Consider the following 21,132-nt stretch of genomic DNA (forward strand, 5'->3'; position numbering starts at 1 on the left):
GCCGGGGTGCCCGGATGCGCCCAGAAGCGCAGACCGGTCACCTTCCGGTGTCGCAGTCGCCGGCGGTGCACCTGCCGGTCCTGTACACCCAGGTCATTGACGGCCTGAGGGTGATCGAAAACGGACGTTATCTGGATGGCACGTTCGGTCGTGGCGGTCATGCACGCGGCGTGCTCACCCAGTTGGGCCCGGAGGGGCGCCTGCTGGTCATGGACAAGGATCCGGAAGCCATCGCCGTGGCCGAGCGCGACTTCGCGCCGGACCCGCGCGTGTCCATCTTCCGTGGCAGCTTCGCCCAGCTGCTGCAGTGGGATGCGACGGCCGACGGCCTGGATGGCGTGCTGTTCGACCTCGGCGTGTCCTCGCCGCAGCTGGACGTGGCCGAGCGTGGTTTCAGCTTCGGCAAGGACGGCCCGCTGGACATGCGCATGGACCCGGACAGCGGCGAGAGCGCGGCGCAGTGGATCAACCGCGTCGAAGGCCGCGAGATTGCCGACGTGCTGTGGACCTACGGCGAAGAGCGGCAGAGCCGCCGCATCGCCCGTGCCATCGTCGCCCGCCGCGAGAAGCAGCCCTTCACCCGCACCGCCGAACTGGCCGAGCTGATCGCCTCGGTGATGCCGCGTGGCAAGGACAAGATCCACCCGGCCACGCGCAGCTTCCAGGCCATCCGCATCCACATCAACCGCGAGCTGGCCGATCTGGAAGCCGGGCTCGATGCGGCCGTGGAACGGCTCAAGCCCGGTGGCCGCCTGGCGGTGATCAGCTTCCATTCGCTGGAAGACCGCATCGTCAAGCAGTACATGAACCGCCTGGCCAAGGCGCCGCCTGCCAACCGCCGCCTGCCCGAGGCCGTGGCGTTCGTGCCGACCCTGGACCTGATCGGCGGTGCCATCAAAGCCACCGATGAAGAACTGGCCGCCAACCCGCGTGCCCGCAGCGCCGTGCTGCGCGTGGCACAGAAGCGGGGGGCCGATGCATGAGCCGGCTGCTGCTGATCATCCTGTTGGCCTGCACCGTGGCCTCGGCGATCGGCGTCGTGTTCGTGCGTCACCGTCATCGCCAGACGTTCATCGAGCTGTCGCGTGCCGAGCGCACGCGTGATGACATCAACCTGGAGTTCGGCCGCCTGCAGCTGGAACAGGCCACCCTGGCCGAAGCCAACCGCGTCGACCGCGTGGCCCGCGAGAAGCTGGGCATGAAGTTTCCCGAAGCCGCCGACGTGGTGGTGGTGCGCCCATGAGCAAGACCGGCCGCAACCGCCCGCGCAACGCCTTCAACCTGCGCCAGCGCCTGCGCTGGGTCGCGCTGGCGCTCGGCCTGTGCTCGGTGTCGCTGGTCGGTCGCGCGGCCTACGTGCAGATCATCAACAGCGACTTCTACCAGCGCCAGGGTGAGGCACGTTACCTGCGCGAGCTGCCGATCAAGACCTCGCGCGGCATGATCACCGACCGCAACGGCGAGCCGCTGGCGGTGTCGACCCCGGTCGCGTCGATCTGGGTGAACCCGCAGGACCTGCTGCGTGCGCCGGACCGCATCCCCGAGCTGGCCCAGGCGGTCGGCATGTCGGTGGACGAGCTGAGCAGCCGCCTGTCGCAGAAGTCGGACAAGGAATTCATGTACCTGCGCCGCCGGATCAATCCGGACGACGCGGAGAAAGTGGTCGCGCTGAAGATTCCGGGCGTGGCCGCGCAGCGCGAGTTCCGCCGCTTCTACCCGCAGGGTGAGGCGATGGCGCACGTGCTGGGCTTCACCAACATCGATGACCGCGGCCAGGAAGGGCTGGAGCTGGCCTTCGACGAATGGCTGCGCGGCAAGGCCGGCGCCAAGCGGGTGATCCGCAACCGAAAGGGCGAAACGGTGGAGAGCGACCTGCTGCGCGCCGCCGAGCCGGGCAAGGACCTGACCCTCAGCATCGACCGCCGTATCCAGTACCTGGCCTTCAAGGAGCTGCGCAACGCGCTGGTGGCCAACAAGGCGGCCGGCGGTTCGATGGTGATCATGGACGTGGCCACCGGCGAGATCCTGGCCATGGTCAACCTGCCGACCTACAACCCGAATTCGCTGAACGGTGCGGTGCCGGACACGCGGCGCAACCGCGCCGTGACCGACCTGGTCGAGCCGGGTTCGACGATGAAGCCGCTGACCATCGCCACCGCGCTGCAGTCCGGTGCGGTGACCAAGGACACCATCATCGATACCAACCCGGGCTACATGCAGGTCGCCCGGTTCACCATCCGTGACGTGCCGCGCAACAACGGCGTGCTCAACGTCACCGGGGTGATCACCCGCAGTTCGAACATCGGCGCCGCCAAGATCGCTGCGAAGATGACCGACCAGACCTTCTATGACGGCGTACGTCGTTTCGGCTACGGCTCGGTGCCGCACAGCGGTTTCCCCGGTGAATCCGGTGGCGTGGTGCGCCGCCCGGGCAACTGGGATGGCGCAACCAAGACCACCATGTCCTACGGTTACGGCCTGAACGTGACGCCGCTGCAGATCGCGACCGCGTACTCGGCGCTGGCCAACGGCGGCAAGCTGATCGCCCCGACCTTCGTCAAGGGCCAGCGCAACGAAGGCAAGCAGATCATCGACGAGAGCGTGGCCAAGGAAGTCGTGGCCATGATGGAAACGGTGGTGACCCAGGGCGGCGCCAAGCAGGCAGCCGTGCTCGGCTACCACGTGGCCGGCAAGACCGGTACCGCGCGCAAGGCCGGGCCCGGCGGTTACGAGCGTGGCCACTACAACTCGCTGTTCGCCGGCGTGGTGCCCGCCACCAACCCGCGCTTCGCCACCGTCATCGTCATCAACGACCCGCAGGGCGGCAAGTTCTACGGCGGCCTGGTGTCGGCGCCGGTGTACCACAACGTGATGGAAGGCACCCTGCGCCTGATGGACGTCCCGCTGGACGACCTGCAGTCGTGGCTGGCTGCCCAGCAGTCCGGAAAGATGGGGCATTCGGCCTCCATCCTGCCGGCGCCGCCGGCCGAGGCCGCGCTGCCGGCCGATGCCGCCGCCGAATTCGACGCCGCGCTGCCCAGCGCGCAGAACCATGTGCCGGCCCCGCCCGCGGGAGGCACGCAATGAGTCCTTCGATGTTGCTTTCGCAGTTGCTTCCGGATGTTGCCCTGGCGGGCAACGATCCCGTTCTGACCGGCCTGGTGCTGGACAGCCGTGCCGTGCGCCCCGGCAATGCCTTCGTCGCCATCGCCGGTTTCGGTGCGCATGGCCTGGGCTTTGTCGAACAGGCGCGCGCGGCCGGTGCCAGCGCCATCCTGTTTGAACCGCCGGCCCCGGCCGAGCTGCCGGCCCCGGCTGATGCCATCGCCGTGCCGGGCCTGCGCGCACGCCTCGGCGCCATGGCCGACCAGTTCCATGGTGCGCCCTCGCGTGCGATGACGATGGTGGGGGTGACCGGCACCAACGGCAAAACCTCCACCGTGCAGCTGCTGGCCCAGGCCTGGCACCTGCTCGGTACGCCCAGTGGCAGTATCGGCACGTTGGGCGCCGGACTTTATGGCGCGGTCGAGCCGACCGGCTTCACCACCCCGCTGGTGCTGCAGATGCATGCGCTGCTGGCGCAGCTGCGCAACGACGGCGCACGTGCGGTGGCGATGGAAGTCAGCTCGCACGCGCTGGACCAGGGGCGCGTGGATGCCGTGCACTACGACGTGGCGGTGTTCACCAACCTCACCCGCGATCACCTGGATTACCACAGTGACATGGCCAGCTACGGCGCGGCCAAGGCACGCCTGTTCCACCGCCCGGGCCTGAAGGCCGCGGTGGTGAACCTGGATGATGCGTTCGGTCGTGAACTGTTTGCAGGCCTGCCGGCCAGCGTGCAGGCCATCGGCCTGAGCTCGCGCGGTGCCGCCGGTGCCAGCGTGCGTGCCGAAGGCCTGCAGCTGGATGGTCGCGGCATCGGCTTTGAACTGGTCATCGACGGCGCGCGCGCTGCGGTGCAGTCGCCGCTGCTGGGCCGCTTCAACGTGGACAACCTGCTGGCCGTGGCCGGCAGCCTGCATGCACTGGGCGAGTCGATCGAGCGCATCGCCGGCGTGCTGTCGGCACTGCAGCCGATCCGTGGCCGCATGAACCGCCTGGGTGGCGAAGACGGCCTGCCCACCGTGGTGGTCGACTACGCACACACCCCGGATGCGCTGGAACAGGCCCTTGAAAGCCTGCACGGCCACCTGCAGGGCACGCTGTACTGCGTGTTCGGCTGCGGTGGCGAGCGCGATACCGGCAAGCGCCCGCAGATGGCCGCCATCGCCGAGCGCCTGGCCAACCAGGTCATCGTCACCGACGACAACCCGCGTGGCGAAGACGGCGACGTGATCGTGGCCGACATCCTCGCTGGATTCGCCGATGCCTCGGCCGTGACCGTGCAGCGCAGCCGCGCGCGTGCGATCGGCCTGGCAGTGAAGCGCGCCGGTGAGGGCGACATCATCCTGATCGCCGGCAAGGGCCACGAGCCCTACCAGGAGGTCAACGGCGTGCGCCACGACTTCGACGACACCGAAGTGTCGGCCGCCGCGCTGGCTGCGAAAGCCGGTGTGCTGGCAGCACAGGCAGGGGAGGGCATCGCATGAAGCGCACCCTGCTTTCGCTGATCGCGCACTGGGCCGGTGGTGAGATCCACGGCGACGACGTGGCCATCGATGCGGTCAGCAATGACACCCGCAGCCTGGGCGCCGGCACCCTGTACGTGGCCCTGCGCGGCGAGCGTTTCGACGGCCATGACTTCGCCGCCGATGCGCAGGCGCGTGGCGCGAGCGCGCTGCTGGTCGAGCGCCTGCTGCCGCTGGATGTGCCGCAGGTGCTGGTGGCTGACAGCGAACTGGCCCTGGCCAGGATTGCCGCCGGCATGCAGCGCGACCGCGACACCGAGGTGTTCGCGATCACCGGCAGCAACGGCAAGACCAGCGTCAAGAGCCTGCTGCTGGCGATCCTGCAGCAGGTGGCCGAGCACGCGCACAAGGTGGTCTACGCCAACCCGGGCAACCGCAACAACGAGATCGGCCTGCCGCTGGCGGTGATCGATGCCCCGGAAGATGCCGACTACGCCGTCTACGAGATGGGCGCCGGCAAGCCGGGCGACATCGCCTACCTGACCGACATCGCCCGCCCGCGCTATGCGCTGGTCAACAACATCGCCCCGGCGCACCTGGAACGCATGGGCAGCCTGCTCGGCGTGGCGGTGACCAAGGGCGCGATCTACGCCGCGCTGCCGGCCGATGGCGTGGCCGTCATCAATGTCGACGATGCCTACGGCCGCTGGTTCGAACAGCATTTCATCGGTACCCCGGCGCGCTGCCGGGTGCTGCGCTATGGCCTGGACCACAGCGCCGACGTCACCGCGCGCGACATCCGCGCCGGTGCGCAGGGCAGCCAGTTCACCCTGGTCGCGCCGCAGGGCGAGGTCCGCATCGCACTCGGCCTGCCGGGCCGGCACAACGTCAGCAATGCGCTGGCCGCGGTCAGCCTGGCGCTGGGCGCCGGCATCGACCTGGCCCTGGTGGCGTCGGGCCTGGCTGCGGCGCAGCCGGTGCCGGGCCGCCAGATCGCCCACCAGCTGCGCAGCGGCGCGGTGCTGGTGGACGACAGCTACAACGCCAACCCCGGTTCGCTGGCCGCCGCCATCGATGCCCTGGCTGCCGCCCCGGAAGAGGGCTGGCTGGTGCTGGGCGACATGCGCGAGCTGGGCCCGGACGCCGAAGCCCTGCACGCGCAGGCCGGCCTGCGCGCACGTGCCGCCGGCCTCAAGCGCCTGTATGCACTGGGCCCGCTCAGTGCCGCCGCCGCCACCGCCTTCGGCGAAGGCGGCCGTCATTTCGCCACCCATGACGCGCTGTCGCAGGCGCTGAAGGACGAGCTGCACGCTGGCGTGCGCTGCCTGGTCAAGGGTTCCCGTGGCAGCGCCATGGACACGATTGTCAAAGCGCTGCTGGCGCAAGGAGAGGAATCCCCGCATGTTGTATGAACTGGCTCGATGGTTGCAGCAGTTGGAGAGCCTGTTCGGGCTGTTCAACTACCAGACGTTCCGCGCCATCCTTGCCGCGCTGACGGCCCTGTTCCTGTCGCTCTGGCTCGGCCCGGCGGTGATCCGCCGTCTTGCCCAGTTCAAGGGCGGCCAGCCGATCCGTACCGACGGCCCGCAGACCCACTTCGTCAAGGCCGGCACGCCCACCATGGGCGGTTCGCTGATCCTGCTCACCGTCACCCTGTCGGTGCTGATGTGGGCCGACCTGCGCAACCGCTACGTGTGGCTGGTGCTGGCCGTCATGCTGTGCTTCGGCGCCATCGGCTGGTACGACGACTGGATCAAGATCGTGCGCCGCGACCCGAACGGCCTGGCCTCGCGCTGGAAGTACCTGCTGCAGTCGATCTTCGGCCTGGCCGCGGGCATCTTCCTGCTGCAGACCGCCGACGTGCCGGCCGCGCTGACCTTCTACATCCCGATGTTCAAGTCGATCGCGCTGCCGCTGGCCGGCATCAGCTTCGTGGCCATCGCCTACTTCTGGATCGTCGGCTTCTCCAACGCGGTCAACCTGACCGACGGCCTGGACGGCCTGGCGATCATGCCCACCGTGCTGGTGGCCTGCGGCCTCGGCGTGTTCGCCTACGCCTCGGGCAACGTGGTGTTCGCCAACTACCTGCAGATCCCGCAGATTCCTGGTGCCGGTGAACTGGTCATCATCTGCGCGGCCATCGCCGGCGCGGGCCTCGGCTTCCTGTGGTTCAACACCTACCCGGCCATGGTCTTCATGGGCGACATCGGCGCACTGGCGCTGGGCGCGGTGCTGGGCACGATCGCGGTCATCACCCGCCAGGAGCTGGTGCTGGTGATCATGGGCGGCGTGTTCGTCATCGAAACGCTGTCGGTGATGATCCAGGTGGCCTCGTTCAAGCTGACCGGCAAGCGCGTGTTCCGCATGGCGCCGATCCACCACCACTTCGAGCTGAAGGGCTGGCCGGAGCCGCGCGTGATCGTGCGCTTCTGGATCATCTCGGTCGTGCTCGTGCTGATCGGCCTTGCCACCCTGAAGGTGCGCTGAGAATGAACGACCTGTCCCGCCAGGCAACACGCCTCGAAGCCATCGAAGGCAGCTACGACAAGTGGCTGCTGGGCGCGATCATCGCGCTCACGGGCATTGGCGTGGTGATGGTGGCGTCCAGCTCGATCGCACTGATGAGCAGCCCGTTCTACTACCTCAACCGCCACCTGATCTTCCTGGCGGTGGGCATCGTGCTGGCGGTCGTGGCCGCCCGCACCGAGCTGAAGTCGATCGAGCAGTACAACCAGATCCTGCTGCTGGGCTGTTTCGTGCTGCTGCTGGCGGTGTTCACGCCGGGCCTGGGCAGCACGGTCAACGGCGCGCGCCGCTGGATCAACCTGGGCATCTCCAAGTTCCAGACGGTCGAAGCGGTGAAGGTGCTCTACATCGTCTGGCTGTCCAGCTACCTGGTGCGTTTCCGCGACGAGGTCAATGCGACCTGGCCGGCGATGCTGAAGCCGCTGGGCGTGGCCGGTGCGCTGGTCGTGCTGCTGCTGCTGCAGCCCGACTTCGGTTCGTCCACCCTGCTGCTGGCGATCACCGCCGGCATGCTGGTGCTGGGCGGGGTGAACATGCCGCGCATGTCGATGCCGGTGATCATCGGCCTGGTCGGCATGAGCGCGCTGGCGATCATCGAGCCGTACCGCATGCGCCGCATCACCTCCTTCCTCGACCCGTGGGCCGACCAGCAGGGTGACGGCTACCAGCTGTCCAACGCGCTGATGGCCGTGGGCCGTGGCGAGTGGACCGGCGTCGGCCTGGGCAACTCGGTGCAGAAGCTGTACTACCTGCCCGAAGCGCATACCGACTTCATCTTCTCGGTCACCGCCGAGGAATTCGGCTTCCTGGGCACCTGCACCATCGTCGCCCTGTACGCGCTGCTGGTCGGCCGCACCTTCTGGCTGGGCATGCGCTGCGTGGAAATGAAGCGCCACTTCTCCGGCTACATCGCCTTCGGCATCGGCCTGTGGATCAGCATGCAGACCTTCGTCTCGATCGGCGTGAACCTGGGCATCCTGCCGACCAAGGGCCTGACCCTGCCGCTGATCTCCTCGGGCGGTTCGTCGGTGCTGATGACCTGCGTGGCGATGGGCCTGCTGCTGCGCGTGTCCTATGAACTGAAGCGCGCCGAGCGCCGCCAGGCCGTGCGCATCGGCGGTGGCGAAGAGGCCGCGGGCGCGCCCGTGGCCGAACCGGCTGCACCGGCCGCTGCCACCAGCGCGCCGAAAGCTGCCGAACCGGTGGCTGCCGCTGCGCCAACCGCTGCACGTGGCACCAGCCGCCTGCAGTCGCGCATCGAACCGACCTTCGGGAGGCTGTCATGAGCACCGCCTCCACGACGACTGGTAACGCCCGCCCGGTGATGATCCTGGCTGGCGGCACCGGTGGCCACATCTTCCCCGGCCTGGCCGTGGCCCGCGTGCTGCGCCAGCGTGGCGTGCCGGTCACCTGGATGGGTGCCGACGGTGCGATGGAAACCCGTCTGGTGCCGCAGCACGACATCCCGGTCGACACCCTGGCCATCACCGGCCTGCGCGGCAAGGGCAAGCTGGCCCTGCTGGGCGCACCGTGGCGGCTGATGCGCGCCCTGCGTGCGGCCGGCATGATCATCCGCAAGCGCCAGCCGCGCGCCGTGGTCGCCTTCGGTGGCTTCGCCTCCGGCCCCGGCGGCATGGCCGCGCGCCTGCATCGCCTGCCGCTGCTGGTGCACGAGCAGAACCGTGCGCCGGGCATGACCAACCGCATCCTGTCGCGCTACGCGCGCCGCCTGCTGACCGGTTTCCCGGGCACCTTCGCCAAGCGCGAAGAGTTCGTCGGCAACCCGGTGCGCGCGGAAATCGCCGCCATCGCGCCGCCGGAACAGCGCTTCGCCGATCGCCAGGGGCCGCTGCGCCTGCTGGTGGTGGGCGGCAGCCAGGGCGCACGCGCGCTCAACACCGGCGTGCCGCAGGCGATTGCCGCGCTGGCCGGCACCGTGCCAGTGCAGGTGCGCCACCAGAGCGGCGAGAAGCTGCATGGCGAAGCCGTGCAGGCCTATGCCGAGGCCGGCGTGCAGGCTGAAATCACCCCGTTCATCGCCGACATGGCCGATGCCTTCGCCTGGGCCGACCTGGTGGTGTGCCGTGCCGGCGCGTCCACCCTGGCCGAGCTCTGCGCGGTGGGCGTGGGCAGCGTGCTGGTGCCGTTCCCTGCTGCCGTCGACGATCACCAGACCCGCAATGCGGAGTATCTGGTCGAGCGCGACGCGGCCGTGTTGCTGAAGCAGGATGGAACGCTGGCCGACGGCATTGCCGCACTGCTGCGCGAACTGTCCGAAAATCCCGCCCGCCGCATGCAGATGGCGCAAGCCGCGCGTGCCCTGGCCAAGGTCGATGCCGCCGAGCGCATCGCCGATATCATTCTCGAGGAAGCTGTATGAAGAAGGCCCGCTACTGCGCCTGCCACGCGCGAGGCCGCGCATGATCCGCCGCCTGCACGACACCAACGACCTGGTGCGCGCGTTCCCGCGCGTGCATTTCGTCGGCATCGGCGGTACCGGCATGAGCGGCATCGCCGAAGTGATGCTGACGCTGGGCTATGAAGTGTCCGGTTCGGACAACGCCGACAACGCGGCCACCCGCCGCCTGGCCGGCCTGGGTGCACGCATCATGCGTGGCCACTCGGCCGCCAACGTGCTGGGCACCGACTGCGTGGTGGTCTCCAGCGCCATCCGCGAAGACAACCCGGAACTGATGGAAGCGCGCAGCCAGCGCATTCCGATCATGCCGCGCGCGGCGATGCTGGCCGAGCTGATGCGCTTCCGCCGCGGCATCGCCGTGGCCGGCACGCACGGCAAGACCACCACCACCAGCCTGACTGCGGCGGTGCTGAGCGAAGGTGGCCTGGACCCGACGTTCGTGATCGGTGGCCAGCTGCTGGCCGCCGGTGCCAACGCCAAGCTGGGCGGTGGCCAGTGGCTGGTGGCCGAGGCCGATGAAAGCGATGGCAGCTTCCTGCGCCTGAACCCGCTGATGTCGATCATCACGAACATCGATGCCGACCACCTGGAAAACTACGGCAACGACTTTGCCCGCGTGCAGGCGGCCTTCGCCGAGTTCCTGCAGCGCCTGCCGTTCTACGGCCTGGCCGTGCTGTGCATCGACGACCCGGAAGTGGCCGCACTGGCTGCCAAGACCCCGCGCCACGTGATGAGCTACGGCATGAGCCCGCAGGCCGACGTGCGCGCCGAGAACGTGGTGCAGGAAGGGTCGCGCATGCGCTTCACCCTGCGCCTGCCGCAGGGCACCAGCCAGGAAGTGGTGCTGGCCCTGCCGGGCAAGCACAACGTGCTGAACGCGCTGGCCGCCGCGGCGGTGGGCTGGCAGCTGGGCGTGGCCCCGGACGCGATCGCGCGTGCACTGGAAAGCTTCGCCGGCGTCGGCCGTCGCTTCAACGACCTGGGCGAAGTGACCACCGCCAGTGGCGCCAAGGTGCGCATCATCGACGACTACGGCCATCACCCGAGCGAGCTGGAGGCGGTGTTCGCTGCCGCGCGCGGTGGCTGGGCCGACAAGCGTCTGGTGGTGGCGTTCCAGCCGCACCGCTACAGCCGTACCCGCGACCAGTTCGACAAGTTCGCTGCGGTGCTGTCCAGCGTCGATGCGCTGGTGCTGAGCGAGGTCTACCCGGCCGGTGAGGAGCCGATTGCCGGTGCCGATTCGCATGCACTGGCCCGCGCCATCCGTGCGCGCGGCCGCAGCGAGCCGGTGGTGGTGGGCAAGGCCGCCGAGCTGGCCAGCGTGCTGCCGGACGTGCTGCAGGACGGAGACCTGCTGCTGATGATGGGCGCGGGTGACATCGGCGCCGTCGCCAGCCAGATCGCCGTGGAAGGTTTCAAGGTGGAGGGCCAGGCGTGAGCACGCTGACCTTCCCGCCGCTGCGCGCCACCGACCCGGCCGTGTTCGGCCGCGTCGCGGTGCTGCTCGGTGGCAGTTCCAGCGAACGCGAGGTGTCGCTGGATTCGGGCCGCAACGTGCTCGAAGCCCTGCAGTCGCGCGGCGTCGATGCGTTCGCCGTGGATGGCATTCCGGCGCTGGCCAAGGCGCTGGCCGCCGGTGGCGTCGACCGCGTGTTCAACGTCCTGCACGGCCACAACGGTGGCGGTGAGGACGGCATCGTGCAGGGCCTGATGGACGCTTTCGGCGTGCCGTACACCGGTTCGGACGTGCTGGGCTCGGCGCTGAGCATGGACAAGATCCGCACCAAGCAGGTGTGGCTGTCGCTGGGCCTGCCGACCCCGCAGTACCGCAAGGTGACCGCGGAGAACGTGCACGCCAACGCGGCCGAGCTCGGCCTGCCGGTGGTGGTCAAGCCGGCCAACGAAGGTTCCAGCGTGGGCATCAGCCGGGTGACCGACGACGCCGGCCTGGACGAAGCGGTGGCCCTGGCCGCGCGCTACGACGGCCAGCTGCTGATGGAACAGATGGTGGTGGGCGACGAACTGACCGTGGCCATCCTCGGTGATGTCGCGCTGCCGTCGATCCGCATCGTGCCCAAGGGCCAGTGGTACGACTACAACGCCAAGTACATCGCCGAGGACACCCAGTACCTGTGCCCGGGCCTGGACGGCGCAGACGAAGAAGAAATCCGCCGCATCGCCCTGGCCGCGTTCCGCGCCGCCGGCTGCCGTGGCTGGGGCCGCGTGGACGTCATGCGTGACCGCACCAGCGGCCGCTTCTTCCTGCTGGAAGTGAACACCGCGCCGGGCATGACCAGCCACTCGCTGGTGCCCAAGGCTGCGGCACAGGCCGGCATCGGTTTCGAGGAACTGGTGTGGCGCGTGCTGGAACAGACCCTGGAGGCATCGCAGGCATGAACGCGGTGCTGCGCATCTTCGTCTGGCTGTTGGCCCTGTCGGTGGTTGCACTGCCGGTGGTGGCCGTGGTCAATGGCTGGGTCGGCGCCGAGCGCTGGCCGCTGGCGAAGCTGCGCGTGCACGGTGAGTTCAAGCGGGTGCCGCCGGAACAGCTGCAGCAGGTGCTGCTGCCGTACGCACATGCGGGCTTCTTCGCGGTCAAGCTGCAGGATGCGCAGGACGCCCTGGAAAAGCTGCCGTGGGTGGAAAGCGCGCAGGTGCGCAAGCAGTGGCCGGACGTGCTGGAAGTGACCCTGGTCGAGCACAAGCCGTTCGCGCGCTGGGGCGAAGGCCGCCTGCTCTCCGAGCAGGGCAAGCTGTTCCCCACGCCGAAGAAGCTGGCCGACCTGCAGCTGCCCGAGCTGGACGGCCCGGACAGCCAGACCGAAGAAGTGGTGAAGCTGTACAACGATGCGCGCGCGCTGTTCGCACCCGCCGGTGTGGACGTGCGCCGCCTGACCATGGATGCGCGCGGCAGCTGGTCGCTGCTGTTGAGCAATGGCACCGAAGTCGTGGTCGGCCGTGACGATGCCCGCTCGCGCCTGCAGCGCTTCGTGCGCGTGCTGCCGCAGCTGGCCAACCAGGCTGCGCCGATCGAGCGCGCCGACCTCCGATACACCAATGGTTTCACCCTGAGCTGGGGAACGCCGGCCACGCCGGCCGGCGCACCCGCGACCCCGGCCAGACGAACGCAGGAAAGGACATGAATCGCAAGGGTGACAAATCGCTGATCGTCGGCCTGGATATCGGCACCTCCAAGGTGGTGGCGCTGGTGGGCGAGTATTCGCCGGGCAACCCGATCGAAGTGATCGGCATCGGCTCGCACGAATCGCGCGGCCTCAAGCGCGGCGTGGTGGTGGACATCGAATCGACCGTGCAGTCGATCCAGCGTGCGGTGGAAGAAGCCGAGCTGATGGCCGGCTGCGAGATCCGCTCGGTGTACGCCTCCATTTCCGGCAACCACGTGCAGTGCAAGAACTCGCCCGGCATCGTGCCGATCCGCGACGGCGAAGTGACCTGGGGTGACCTGGATCGCGTGCTGGATGCGGCCAAGGCGGTGGCGATCCCGGCTGACCAGAAGATCCTGCATGCGATCCCGCGCGAGTACGTGCTGGACGATTCGCAGGAAGGCATCCGCAACCCGGTCGGCATGACCGGCGTGCGCCTGGAAGTGCATGCCCACCTGGTGGTCTGCGCGCAGTCCGCTGCGGCCAACATCAGCAAGTGCGTGCAGCGCTGCGGCCTGCAGGTGGACGACCTGGTGCTGTCCTCGCTGGCCTCCAGCGTGGCGGTGCTGACCGCCGACGAAAAGGAACTGGGCGTGGTGCTGGTCGACATGGGCGCCGGCACCACCGACATCGCCGTGTTCGTGCAGGGCGCGATCTGCCACACCGCCTCGCTGCCGATCGCCGGCGACCACGTGACCAACGACATCGCGCACATGCTGCGCACGCCGACCCCGGAAGCCGAGCAGATCAAGGTGCGCTACGCCTGCGCCCTGGCCCAGCTGGCCACCGCCGAGGAAAGCATCCAGGTGCCGTCGGTGGGCGACCGTCCGCCGCGCCGCATGCCGCGCCACTCGCTGGCGCAGGCAGTGCAGGGCCGCTACGAGGAAATCTTCGAGATGGTGCAGGCCGAACTGCGCCGCTCCGGTTTCGAGGAACTGGTGCGCGCCGGCCTGGTGCTGACCGGTGGTGCCTCGAAGATGGAAGGCGTGGTCGAACTGGCCGAGGAAATGCTGCAGATGCCGGTGCGCGTGGGCATTCCGCAGCACGTCACCGGCCTCGGCGAAGTGGTGGGCAACCCGGTGCATGCCACCGGCGTGGGCCTGCTGCTGATGGGCAGCCAGAACGAGCATCCGCGCCGGCCGTCGCTGCCGACCGGACGCGCGGGCAGCATGTTCAAGAAACTCAAGACCTGGTTCCGCGGCGAATTCTGACGCGGAACCTGCATCACCCGGGTCCGCCCGGTTGCAATACCGGCAACACGACGCAACAACGCAACACACAACCCACACAGCCGCATCGGCAACATGACGCGAAAAGGCAGGAGGCCTGAACGCCCATGCCACCGACAAGCGGATACAACGAGGACACGGACATGGCGCATTTTGAACTGATCGAAAAGATGGCACCCAATGCGGTGATCAAGGTGGTTGGCGTGGGCGGCGGCGGCGGCAATGCCGTGGCGCACATGGTCAACTCGGCAGTGGATGGTGTGGAATTCATCACCGCCAACACCGACTCGCAGGCCATCAAGAATTGCGGTGCCAAGCTGCAGCTGCAGCTGGGTACCAACGTGACCAAGGGCCTGGGCGCAGGCGCAAACCCGGAAGTCGGCCGCCAGGCTGCTCTGGAAGACCGTGAGCGCATCATGGACGCCCTGCAGGGCGCGGACATGGTGTTCATCACCGCCGGCATGGGCGGCGGCACCGGCACCGGCGCTGCACCGGTGGTGGCACAGCTGGCCAAGGAAATGGGCATCCTGACCGTGGCCGTGGTCACCAAGCCGTTCCCGTTCGAAGGCCGTCGCCGCATGCAGGTCGCGCTGAAGGGCATCGAAGAACTGAGCCAGCACTGCGACTCGCTGATCACCATCCCGAACGAGAAGCTGATCACCGTGCTGGGTCGCAACGCGACCATGATCCAGGCCTTCCGTGCCGCCAACGACGTGCTGCAGGGCGCCGTGCAGGGCATCGCCGACCTGATCGTGCGTCCGGGCCTGATCAACGTCGACTTCGCCGACGTGCGCACCGTCATGTCCGAAATGGGCCTGGCGATGATGGGTACCGGCACCGCCCGTGGCGATGACCGCGCCCAGGCCGCTGCCGAAGCCGCGATCCAGAACCCGCTGCTGGACGACGTGAACCTGGCCGGTGCCAACGGCATCCTGGTCAACATCACCGCCGGCGCCGACTTCACCATGGCCGAGTTCGACGAGATCGGCCGCACCATCGATGGCTTCGCTTCCGAAGACGCCACCGTGGTGGTGGGTACCGTGCTCGACCCGGACATGCAGGACGAAGTGCGCGTGACCGTGGTGGCCACCGGCCTGAACCGCGTGTCGGCCAGCAAGAGCCAGCGCCCGGGCGAACGCGCGCCGATCAAGCTGGTGCGCAACGCGACCACCGGCCAGCCGGAATTCGGCGACTTCGACAACGGTGGCGACGCCGTGTCCAAGGCCGTCGGCGGCATGGGCCTGGGCCTGCGTCGTGCCAGCAGCGACAGCGTGGCCGCGTCGACCCCGTCGGCACCGGCCTCTTCGGCCCCGGCATCGGCTGAACTGCCGAACGATTACCTGGACATCCCGGCCTTCCTGCGCCGCCAGGCGGACTAAGCGGAGCTGCCCGGGGCTTGTCCCCCCCGGGTTGCGCCACCATGTCCAGAAAATGCGGGCGCCGGGCCAGGATGGGCCCGGCCGCCTTGCTTCACGCGTGTCCCACCGGCAGCCTCCAGGGGTGTTTCAGCCGGGGTATGGGGACGTGCGTGTTAATCTAGCGCGTCACTTCCGGTCGACCCCCATGATCCAGCAACGCACCCTCAAGAACACGATCCGCGCCACCGGCGTTGGCCTGCACAGCGGTGACAAGGTCTACATGACCCTGCGCCCGGCACCGGTCAACCATGGCATCGTGTTCCGGCGCGTGGACCTGGACCCGGTGGTGGAAGTGCCGGCCAAGGCCGAACTGGTCACCGAAGTGACCCTGTGCACCGGCCTGACCTGCAACGACGCCAAGATCCAGACCGTCGAACACCTGATGTCGGCACTGGCCGGCCTGGGTGTGGACAACATCATCGTCGAACTGTCCTCGGCCGAGCTGCCGATCATGGACGGTTCGTCCGGCCCGTTCGTGTTCCTGCTGCAGTCGGCGGGCATCGTGGAACAGGACGCGCCCAAGCGCTTCATCCGCGTGCTGAAGACCGTGGAAGTGACCGAGGGCGACAAGGTCGCCCGCTTCACCCCATACGAGGGTTACAAGCTGGGCTTCACCATCCAGTTCGACCACCCGATGATCCCGGCCAAGCAGTCGCGCCAGGAAATCGAGTTCTCGACGATGGCCTACACCAAGGAAATCTCCCGCGCGCGCACCTTCGGCTTCATGCGCGACCTGGAGTACATGCGCGAGCGCAACCTGGGCCTGGGCGGTTCGATGGACAACGCCATCGTGCTGGACGAGTTCCGCGTGCTCAACGAAGACGGCCTGCGCTACGCCGACGAATTCGTGCGCCACAAGATCCTCGATGCGATCGGTGACCTCTATCTGGCCGGTGGCCAGGTGCTGGGCGCCTACGAGGGCTTCAAGTCCGGCCACGCACTCAACAACAAGCTGGTGCGGGCGCTGATGGCCGATGCCACCGCCTGGGAATGGGTGACCTACGAGTCGCCGACCGCCGAAGATCCGGTGGTGTACGCCGTGCCGGCCTACGCCTGATTAGTCCAGGTTGTTGAAATACAAGAAGAAAACGCCGCCTTCCAGGGCGGCGTTGTCGTTTCCGGGCAGGGCTGGCTGAATGGCGCAGCGCGTAAAGCGACGGTCGGCTGCGGATCACGGTTTTGTGAACCTGACCGCTTTGAAGCCTGAATATAACGATTATTTAACAACAATCTAACGACTCGACCACCCGGGACGGCTAGGATGCGACCCGGCCCCCGAACATTTCACGCAGCGGTGATGCGTCATTGACGGGGATCGGAGCTGGATGCTCCGTTGTCCTCAGGACCCTTGCTTCGGTTTGACCGGGGCATCCTGCAGGGCCGCCAAGGCGTCGCGTAGCCCTTTGTGCGTGGCGGCTGAAACTGCGTGGGGGCCATTCCGGTTGTCGTGCGCTGGGGAGCGCGTGGGAGTGGGAGGCGCAGTCTTGATGGTCACCTTGGTGGCCTTCAGCCCGATGGACCGGGCCGCGTCGAGCAACTGGGCTTCGGCAAGCCGCAACTTGGCATGCCAGACCGGTGATTCGACGAGAAAAACGAGGTGTTCCCCGTCCACATTGGCCAGCCGGCAACGGTTGCGCAACGCGGGCGGTAACTGGGGGCGCAACTGACGGTCCAGCGCATCGAGCCACAAGGCACGACGCAGAGGGTTCCCGCTTTTGTCCGCCATCACTGCATCCAGTGCCGGTTTCGGCCTGGGCGCGGGACGAACGCTGGATTTCGGCTCAGACATGAAAACTCACTGATGGCATTCAAAAAGATCGTAATCAAAACGCGTGAAGGGCAGGCCAAATCGCCGATCGCGCGTCTGCGGTTCTATTTCGAGGACCGCCCCCGCGCCCTGCTGGGCAGCGTGCTCGGGGTAGGCTGCATTATCGGCCTTGCCGGCGGCATTGGCGCCAGCGCGCTCAATGATTCGCGCCTGCAGGCCAAGGTCGACCGCCAGGAAGCTGAACTGGCCAAGGTCCAGCGCGATGCGCAGACCCAGGTCAACGCCCTGGCCGCCCGCCTGGGCGAGCTGCAGGCACAGGCCACCCGCCTGAACGCCCTCGGCGAGCGCCTGACCCAGATGGGCAAGCTGGAAGACGGCGAGTTCGACTTCAACGAGACCCCCGGCCTGGGTGACGGCGATGCCGGCGGCCCGACCTCGGACATTCCGGTCAAGGACGTCAACGCCGACTTACAGGTGCTGGAGCAGCGCTTCGCTGCTTCAGGCCGCCAGTTATCGGTGATGGAATCGCTGATGTTCGACCACCAGCTGCAGCAGAACGCCGTGCCCTCGCGCATGCCGATCCGCAACAGCTACGTGACCTCCGGCTTCGGCACCCGTGCCGACCCGTTCGGCCGCGGTGCCGCCACCCACAAGGGCATGGACTTCCACGCCAAGGTGGGCGACCCGGTGATGTCCGTCGCCGATGGCGTGGTCAGCTTCTCCGGCGTGAAGGGCGGCTACGGCAACGTGGTCGACGTCGACCATGGCAACGGCTACGTGACCCGCTATGCGCACAATTCGCGCCTGGTGGTGAAGGTCGGCGACCTGGTCCGTGCCGGCCAGGAAGTGGCCAAGGCCGGTTCCACCGGCCGCTCAACCGGTGCCCACGTGCACTTCGAGGTCTGGGAAAACGGCAACGTGGTCAACCCGCGCAAGTTCCTCGGCGACGGCGGCAACACCCCGGTCGGCCGCATCAGCCGCGGTTGAACCCTGGTTGGGGGTAGCGCGGGGCCATGCCCCGCGAGCGCGCAGCGCGGTGAACCGATAGAGACCGCCGGGCATGGCCCGGCGCTACCGGTTTGCCAGATCCGGGACGATTGTGACCGGATCAGTGCTTGAAACCCCTCGCGGTCGTCCCAAGCTACAATGGGTGTTGCCATCGACAGGGCGCCAGGCGCCCTGTTTCGTTTGCGGCGGACGGATCCCCAGGGGGAAGACCGGGCCGCTGTGTCCATCCAACCCGGTTCCTTCAATGATCAACAGCCTGCTTACCCGCGTATTTGGCAGTCGTAATGAACGACAGCTGCGCCAGCTCAACCGCATCGTCGCCAAGATCAATGCGCTGGAGCCGGAGATCGAGAAGCTTTCCGACGAGCAGCTGCAGGCCAAGACGCCGGAGTTCAAGCAGCGCATCGCTGGTGGTGAAGCCCTGGACAAGGTGTTGCCGGAAGCGTTCGCGGTCTGCCGCGAAGCCGGCCGCCGCGTGCTGGGCATGCGCCACTACGACGTGCAGCTGATCGGCGGCATGGTGCTTCACCTGGGCAAGATCGCAGAAATGCGCACCGGTGAAGGCAAGACCCTGGTCGCGACCCTGCCGGTGTACCTCAACGCGCTGGAAGGCAAGGGCGTGCACGTGGTCACGGTGAACGACTACCTGGCCCGCCGCGACGCCGCCCAGATGGGCAAGCTGTACAACTGGCTGGGCCTGAGCGTGGGCGTGGTCTACCCGGGCATGCCGCACAGCGACAAGCGCGAAGCGTATGCCTCGGACATCACCTACGGCACCAACAACGAGTTCGGTTTCGACTACCTGCGCGACAACATGGCGCTGTCCAAGGCTGACCGCTACCAGCGCGGCCTGCACTACGCCATCGTCGACGAAGTCGACTCCATCCTGATCGACGAAGCGCGTACCCCGCTGATCATCTCCGGTCCGGCCGACGATTCCCCGGAGCTGTACATCCGCGTCAACCGCGTCGTGCCGAACCTGGTCAAGCAGGAAGCGGAAGACGGCGAGGGCGACTTCTGGGTCGACGAGAAGGGCAAGCAGGTGCACCTGTCCGAAGCGGGCATGGAGCACGCCGAGCAGCTGCTGGTGGAAGCCGGCATCCTCGACGGCGAGACCGAAGGCCTGTACGCGCCGCAGAACCTGACCGTGGTCCACCACCTCAACGCCGCCCTGCGCGCGCACGCCATCTACCAGCGTGACGTGGATTACATCGTGCGCGACGGCGAAGTGGTCATCGTCGACGAATTCACCGGCCGTACCCTGTCCGGCCGCCGCTGGTCCGACGGCCTGCACCAGGCCGTGGAAGCGAAGGAAGGCGTGCCGGTCCAGCGCGAGAACCAGACGCTGGCAAGCATCACCTTCCAGAACCTGTTCCGCATGTACAAGAAGCTGTCCGGCATGACCGGTACGGCCGATACCGAAGCGTTTGAATTCCAGAGCATCTATGGCCTGGAAGTGGTGGTCATCCCGACCAACCGCCCGACCATCCGCAAGGACAGCCCGGACCAGGTGTTCCTCAACCGCAAGGGCAAGTTCAATGCGGTGCTGGCCGACATCGAAGAGTGCGCCAAGCGCGGCCAGCCGGTGCTGGTGGGTACCACCTCGATCGAAACCTCGGAAATGCTGTCCGAGCACCTGGCCAAGGCCGGCGTGAAGCACGAAGTGCTGAATGCCAAGCAGCACGACCGCGAAGCGACCATCGTCGCCAACGCCGGTCGTCCGGCCGCGGTGACCATCGCCACCAACATGGCCGGCCGTGGTACCGACATCGTGCTGGGCGGTTCGCTGGAAGCGGAAATCCACGAACTGGGCGAGGGCGCGACCGACGAGCAGAAGGCCGCGGTCAAGGCCGAATGGCAGAAGCGCCATGACGCGGTGAAGGCCGCCGGCGGCCTGCACATCGTCGGCACCGAGCGCCACGAATCGCGTCGTATCGACAACCAGCTGCGTGGCCGTTCGGGCCGCCAGGGTGACCCGGGTTCGTCCCGCTTCTACCTGTCGCTGGAAGACAACCTGATGCGCATCTTCGCCTCCGACTGGGTGCAGAAGGCCATGCGCATGATGGGCATGAAGGAAGACGACGTCATCGAGGACCGCCTGGTCAGCCGCCAGATCGAAAAGGCGCAGCGCAAGGTCGAGGCCCACAACTTCGACATCCGCAAGAACCTGCTGGACTTCGACGACGTCAACAACGACCAGCGCAAGGTGATCTACGCCCAGCGTGATGAACTGCTGGACGCCGAATCGGTGAAGGACAACGTCGATGGCATCCGCGACGACGTGATCTTCGATGTCGTCGCCCGCTTCGTGCCGCCGAACTCGGTGGACGAGCAGTGGGACCTGCGTGGCCTGGAAGCGACCCTGGAGTCGGACTTCGGCCTGCAGATGTCGCTGGTGGACATGGTCAAGTCGCACGAGGAACTGGACGCCGAAGGCATCGCTGCCAAGGTGCTGGAGCGCGTCAACCAGCACTTCGCCGAGAAGGAAGCCGGCGTGGGCGAGGAAACCATGCGTGCGCTGGAAAAGCACGTGATGCTGACCGTGCTCGACCAGAGCTGGAAGGAACACCTGGCCCGCATGGACTACCTGCGCCAGGGCATCTACCTGCGTGGTTACGCGCAGAAGCAGCCGAAGCAGGAGTACAAGAAGGAAGCCTTCGAGCTGTTCTCGGACATGCTGGAGAACGTCAAGCGCGAAGTGGTGACCCTGCTGGCCCGCGTGCGCATCCGCAGCGACGAGGAAGTGCAGGCGCTGGAAGCGGCCGAACGGCAGCAGGTGGAAGCCCGCCTGAGCCAGTCGCAGTTCCAGCACCAGGACGCCGGCAGCTACAGCGCCGACGAGGAAGCGGCACAGGTGGAAGCCGCGCAGCAGGGCATGAACCCGCTGCAGCGGGACGAGCCGAAGATCGGCCGCAACGATCCGTGCCCCTGCGGCAGTGGCAAGAAGTACAAGCACTGCCACGGCCAGCTGAGCTGACCCCAGGAAGCCCCGCGAAAGCGGGGCTTCTTCGTTATGGGCTTCACGGCCG

General features: G+C 67.6%; 17 protein-coding genes. 16 read left to right on the forward strand and 1 reads right to left on the reverse strand.

Annotated elements, in window-relative coordinates; translation table 11 throughout:
- Window positions 1-14 precede the first annotated feature (14 nt).
- The 14 genes from rsmH (at window position 15) to lpxC (ending at window position 16,384) form a co-directional block, all read left to right on the forward strand.
- A complete protein-coding gene (gene rsmH, locus ACVOK1_RS03265; RefSeq protein ID WP_481561101.1) occupies window positions 15-983 on the forward strand; it encodes a 16S rRNA (cytosine(1402)-N(4))-methyltransferase RsmH in 969 nt (322 codons plus the stop codon).
- Window positions 980-1,243: a cell division protein FtsL gene (ftsL, locus tag ACVOK1_RS03270; RefSeq protein WP_079220624.1), complete on the forward strand. Its 264-nt coding sequence runs from the start codon at window positions 980-982 to the stop codon at window positions 1,241-1,243. The genes rsmH and ftsL overlap by 4 nt, the downstream gene beginning before the upstream one ends.
- A complete protein-coding gene (locus tag ACVOK1_RS03275) occupies window positions 1,240-3,087 on the forward strand; it encodes a peptidoglycan D,D-transpeptidase FtsI family protein (protein ID WP_200751455.1) in 1,848 nt (615 codons plus the stop codon). Before ftsL ends, ACVOK1_RS03275 begins: the two co-directional genes overlap by 4 nt.
- The gene (locus ACVOK1_RS03280; RefSeq protein ID WP_481561102.1) at window positions 3,084-4,592 is read left to right on the forward strand and encodes a UDP-N-acetylmuramoyl-L-alanyl-D-glutamate--2,6-diaminopimelate ligase; all 1,509 of its coding nucleotides are present in this window, start codon (window positions 3,084-3,086) and stop codon (window positions 4,590-4,592) included. The genes ACVOK1_RS03275 and ACVOK1_RS03280 overlap by 4 nt, the downstream gene beginning before the upstream one ends.
- Window positions 4,589-5,983 (forward strand): UDP-N-acetylmuramoyl-tripeptide--D-alanyl-D-alanine ligase, encoded by a 1,395-nt coding sequence (locus tag ACVOK1_RS03285; protein ID WP_481561103.1) that lies wholly within the window; start codon window positions 4,589-4,591, stop codon window positions 5,981-5,983. The genes ACVOK1_RS03280 and ACVOK1_RS03285 overlap by 4 nt, the downstream gene beginning before the upstream one ends.
- The gene (mraY, locus tag ACVOK1_RS03290) at window positions 5,973-7,058 is read left to right on the forward strand and encodes a phospho-N-acetylmuramoyl-pentapeptide-transferase (protein ID WP_079220628.1); all 1,086 of its coding nucleotides are present in this window, start codon (window positions 5,973-5,975) and stop codon (window positions 7,056-7,058) included. The genes ACVOK1_RS03285 and mraY overlap by 11 nt, the downstream gene beginning before the upstream one ends.
- A gap of 2 nt (window positions 7,059-7,060) precedes the next feature.
- Window positions 7,061-8,383, forward strand: a complete 1,323-nt coding sequence (gene ftsW, locus ACVOK1_RS03295; RefSeq protein ID WP_108767750.1) for a putative lipid II flippase FtsW — start codon at window positions 7,061-7,063, stop codon at window positions 8,381-8,383.
- Window positions 8,380-9,477: an undecaprenyldiphospho-muramoylpentapeptide beta-N-acetylglucosaminyltransferase gene (murG, locus tag ACVOK1_RS03300; protein WP_481561104.1), complete on the forward strand. Its 1,098-nt coding sequence runs from the start codon at window positions 8,380-8,382 to the stop codon at window positions 9,475-9,477. The genes ftsW and murG overlap by 4 nt, the downstream gene beginning before the upstream one ends.
- A 40-nt stretch (window positions 9,478-9,517) precedes the next feature.
- On the forward strand, window positions 9,518-10,954 hold the full coding sequence (gene murC, locus ACVOK1_RS03305) for a UDP-N-acetylmuramate--L-alanine ligase (RefSeq protein WP_481561105.1): 1,437 nt from the start codon (window positions 9,518-9,520) through the stop codon (window positions 10,952-10,954).
- A complete protein-coding gene (locus ACVOK1_RS03310) occupies window positions 10,951-11,913 on the forward strand; it encodes a D-alanine--D-alanine ligase (RefSeq protein ID WP_481561106.1) in 963 nt (320 codons plus the stop codon). The genes murC and ACVOK1_RS03310 overlap by 4 nt, the downstream gene beginning before the upstream one ends.
- Window positions 11,910-12,659: a cell division protein FtsQ/DivIB gene (locus ACVOK1_RS03315; RefSeq protein WP_108767754.1), complete on the forward strand. Its 750-nt coding sequence runs from the start codon at window positions 11,910-11,912 to the stop codon at window positions 12,657-12,659. The genes ACVOK1_RS03310 and ACVOK1_RS03315 overlap by 4 nt, the downstream gene beginning before the upstream one ends.
- Entirely contained in the window at window positions 12,656-13,891 is a 1,236-nt protein-coding gene (gene ftsA, locus ACVOK1_RS03320) for a cell division protein FtsA (RefSeq protein WP_079220634.1), read from the forward strand. Before ACVOK1_RS03315 ends, ftsA begins: the two co-directional genes overlap by 4 nt.
- A gap of 161 nt (window positions 13,892-14,052) precedes the next feature.
- Window positions 14,053-15,288, forward strand: a complete 1,236-nt coding sequence (gene ftsZ, locus ACVOK1_RS03325; RefSeq protein WP_079220635.1) for a cell division protein FtsZ — start codon at window positions 14,053-14,055, stop codon at window positions 15,286-15,288.
- Between the two features lie 184 nt (window positions 15,289-15,472).
- The gene (gene lpxC / locus ACVOK1_RS03330) at window positions 15,473-16,384 is read left to right on the forward strand and encodes a UDP-3-O-acyl-N-acetylglucosamine deacetylase (protein WP_079220636.1); all 912 of its coding nucleotides are present in this window, start codon (window positions 15,473-15,475) and stop codon (window positions 16,382-16,384) included.
- A 282-nt stretch (window positions 16,385-16,666) separates the two neighbouring features.
- Here lpxC and ACVOK1_RS03335 read toward each other — a convergent pair whose 3' ends face one another.
- Entirely contained in the window at window positions 16,667-17,116 is a 450-nt protein-coding gene (locus ACVOK1_RS03335; RefSeq protein WP_481561107.1) for a DciA family protein, read from the reverse strand.
- A 12-nt stretch (window positions 17,117-17,128) separates the two neighbouring features.
- Between ACVOK1_RS03335 and ACVOK1_RS03340 the strand changes: the two genes are divergently transcribed.
- Both ACVOK1_RS03340 and secA read left to right on the forward strand, forming a co-directional pair.
- Window positions 17,129-18,082, forward strand: coding sequence for a M23 family metallopeptidase (locus ACVOK1_RS03340; RefSeq protein ID WP_108767756.1), 954 nt, complete (start codon window positions 17,129-17,131; stop codon window positions 18,080-18,082).
- Between the two features lie 265 nt (window positions 18,083-18,347).
- Window positions 18,348-21,080 (forward strand): preprotein translocase subunit SecA, encoded by a 2,733-nt coding sequence (secA, locus tag ACVOK1_RS03345; RefSeq protein ID WP_481561108.1) that lies wholly within the window; start codon window positions 18,348-18,350, stop codon window positions 21,078-21,080.
- The last annotated feature ends 52 nt before the right edge of the window (window positions 21,081-21,132 follow it).

Source organism: Stenotrophomonas sp. STEN087 (assembly GCF_056759115.1).

Excerpts from the sequence above, each read along its gene's own strand:
- rsmH (WP_481561101.1), top strand. The coding sequence starts at position 15 with ATGCGCCCAGAAGCGCAGACCGGTCACCTTCCGGTGTCGCAGTCGCCG.
- ftsL (WP_079220624.1), top strand. The coding sequence starts at position 980 with ATGAGCCGGCTGCTGCTGATCATCCTGTTGGCCTGCACCGTGGCCTCG.
- ACVOK1_RS03275 (WP_200751455.1), top strand. The coding sequence starts at position 1,240 with ATGAGCAAGACCGGCCGCAACCGCCCGCGCAACGCCTTCAACCTGCGC.
- ACVOK1_RS03280 (WP_481561102.1), top strand. The coding sequence starts at position 3,084 with ATGAGTCCTTCGATGTTGCTTTCGCAGTTGCTTCCGGATGTTGCCCTG.
- ACVOK1_RS03285 (WP_481561103.1), top strand. The coding sequence starts at position 4,589 with ATGAAGCGCACCCTGCTTTCGCTGATCGCGCACTGGGCCGGTGGTGAG.
- mraY (WP_079220628.1), top strand. The coding sequence starts at position 5,973 with ATGTTGTATGAACTGGCTCGATGGTTGCAGCAGTTGGAGAGCCTGTTC.
- ftsW (WP_108767750.1), top strand. The coding sequence starts at position 7,061 with ATGAACGACCTGTCCCGCCAGGCAACACGCCTCGAAGCCATCGAAGGC.
- murG (WP_481561104.1), top strand. The coding sequence starts at position 8,380 with ATGAGCACCGCCTCCACGACGACTGGTAACGCCCGCCCGGTGATGATC.
- murC (WP_481561105.1), top strand. The coding sequence starts at position 9,518 with ATGATCCGCCGCCTGCACGACACCAACGACCTGGTGCGCGCGTTCCCG.
- ACVOK1_RS03315 (WP_108767754.1), top strand. The coding sequence starts at position 11,910 with ATGAACGCGGTGCTGCGCATCTTCGTCTGGCTGTTGGCCCTGTCGGTG.
- ftsA (WP_079220634.1), top strand. The coding sequence starts at position 12,656 with ATGAATCGCAAGGGTGACAAATCGCTGATCGTCGGCCTGGATATCGGC.
- ftsZ (WP_079220635.1), top strand. The coding sequence starts at position 14,053 with ATGGCGCATTTTGAACTGATCGAAAAGATGGCACCCAATGCGGTGATC.
- lpxC (WP_079220636.1), top strand. The coding sequence starts at position 15,473 with ATGATCCAGCAACGCACCCTCAAGAACACGATCCGCGCCACCGGCGTT.
- ACVOK1_RS03335 (WP_481561107.1), bottom strand. The coding sequence starts at position 17,116 with ATGTCTGAGCCGAAATCCAGCGTTCGTCCCGCGCCCAGGCCGAAACCG.
- ACVOK1_RS03340 (WP_108767756.1), top strand. The coding sequence starts at position 17,129 with ATGGCATTCAAAAAGATCGTAATCAAAACGCGTGAAGGGCAGGCCAAA.
- secA (WP_481561108.1), top strand. The coding sequence starts at position 18,348 with ATGATCAACAGCCTGCTTACCCGCGTATTTGGCAGTCGTAATGAACGA.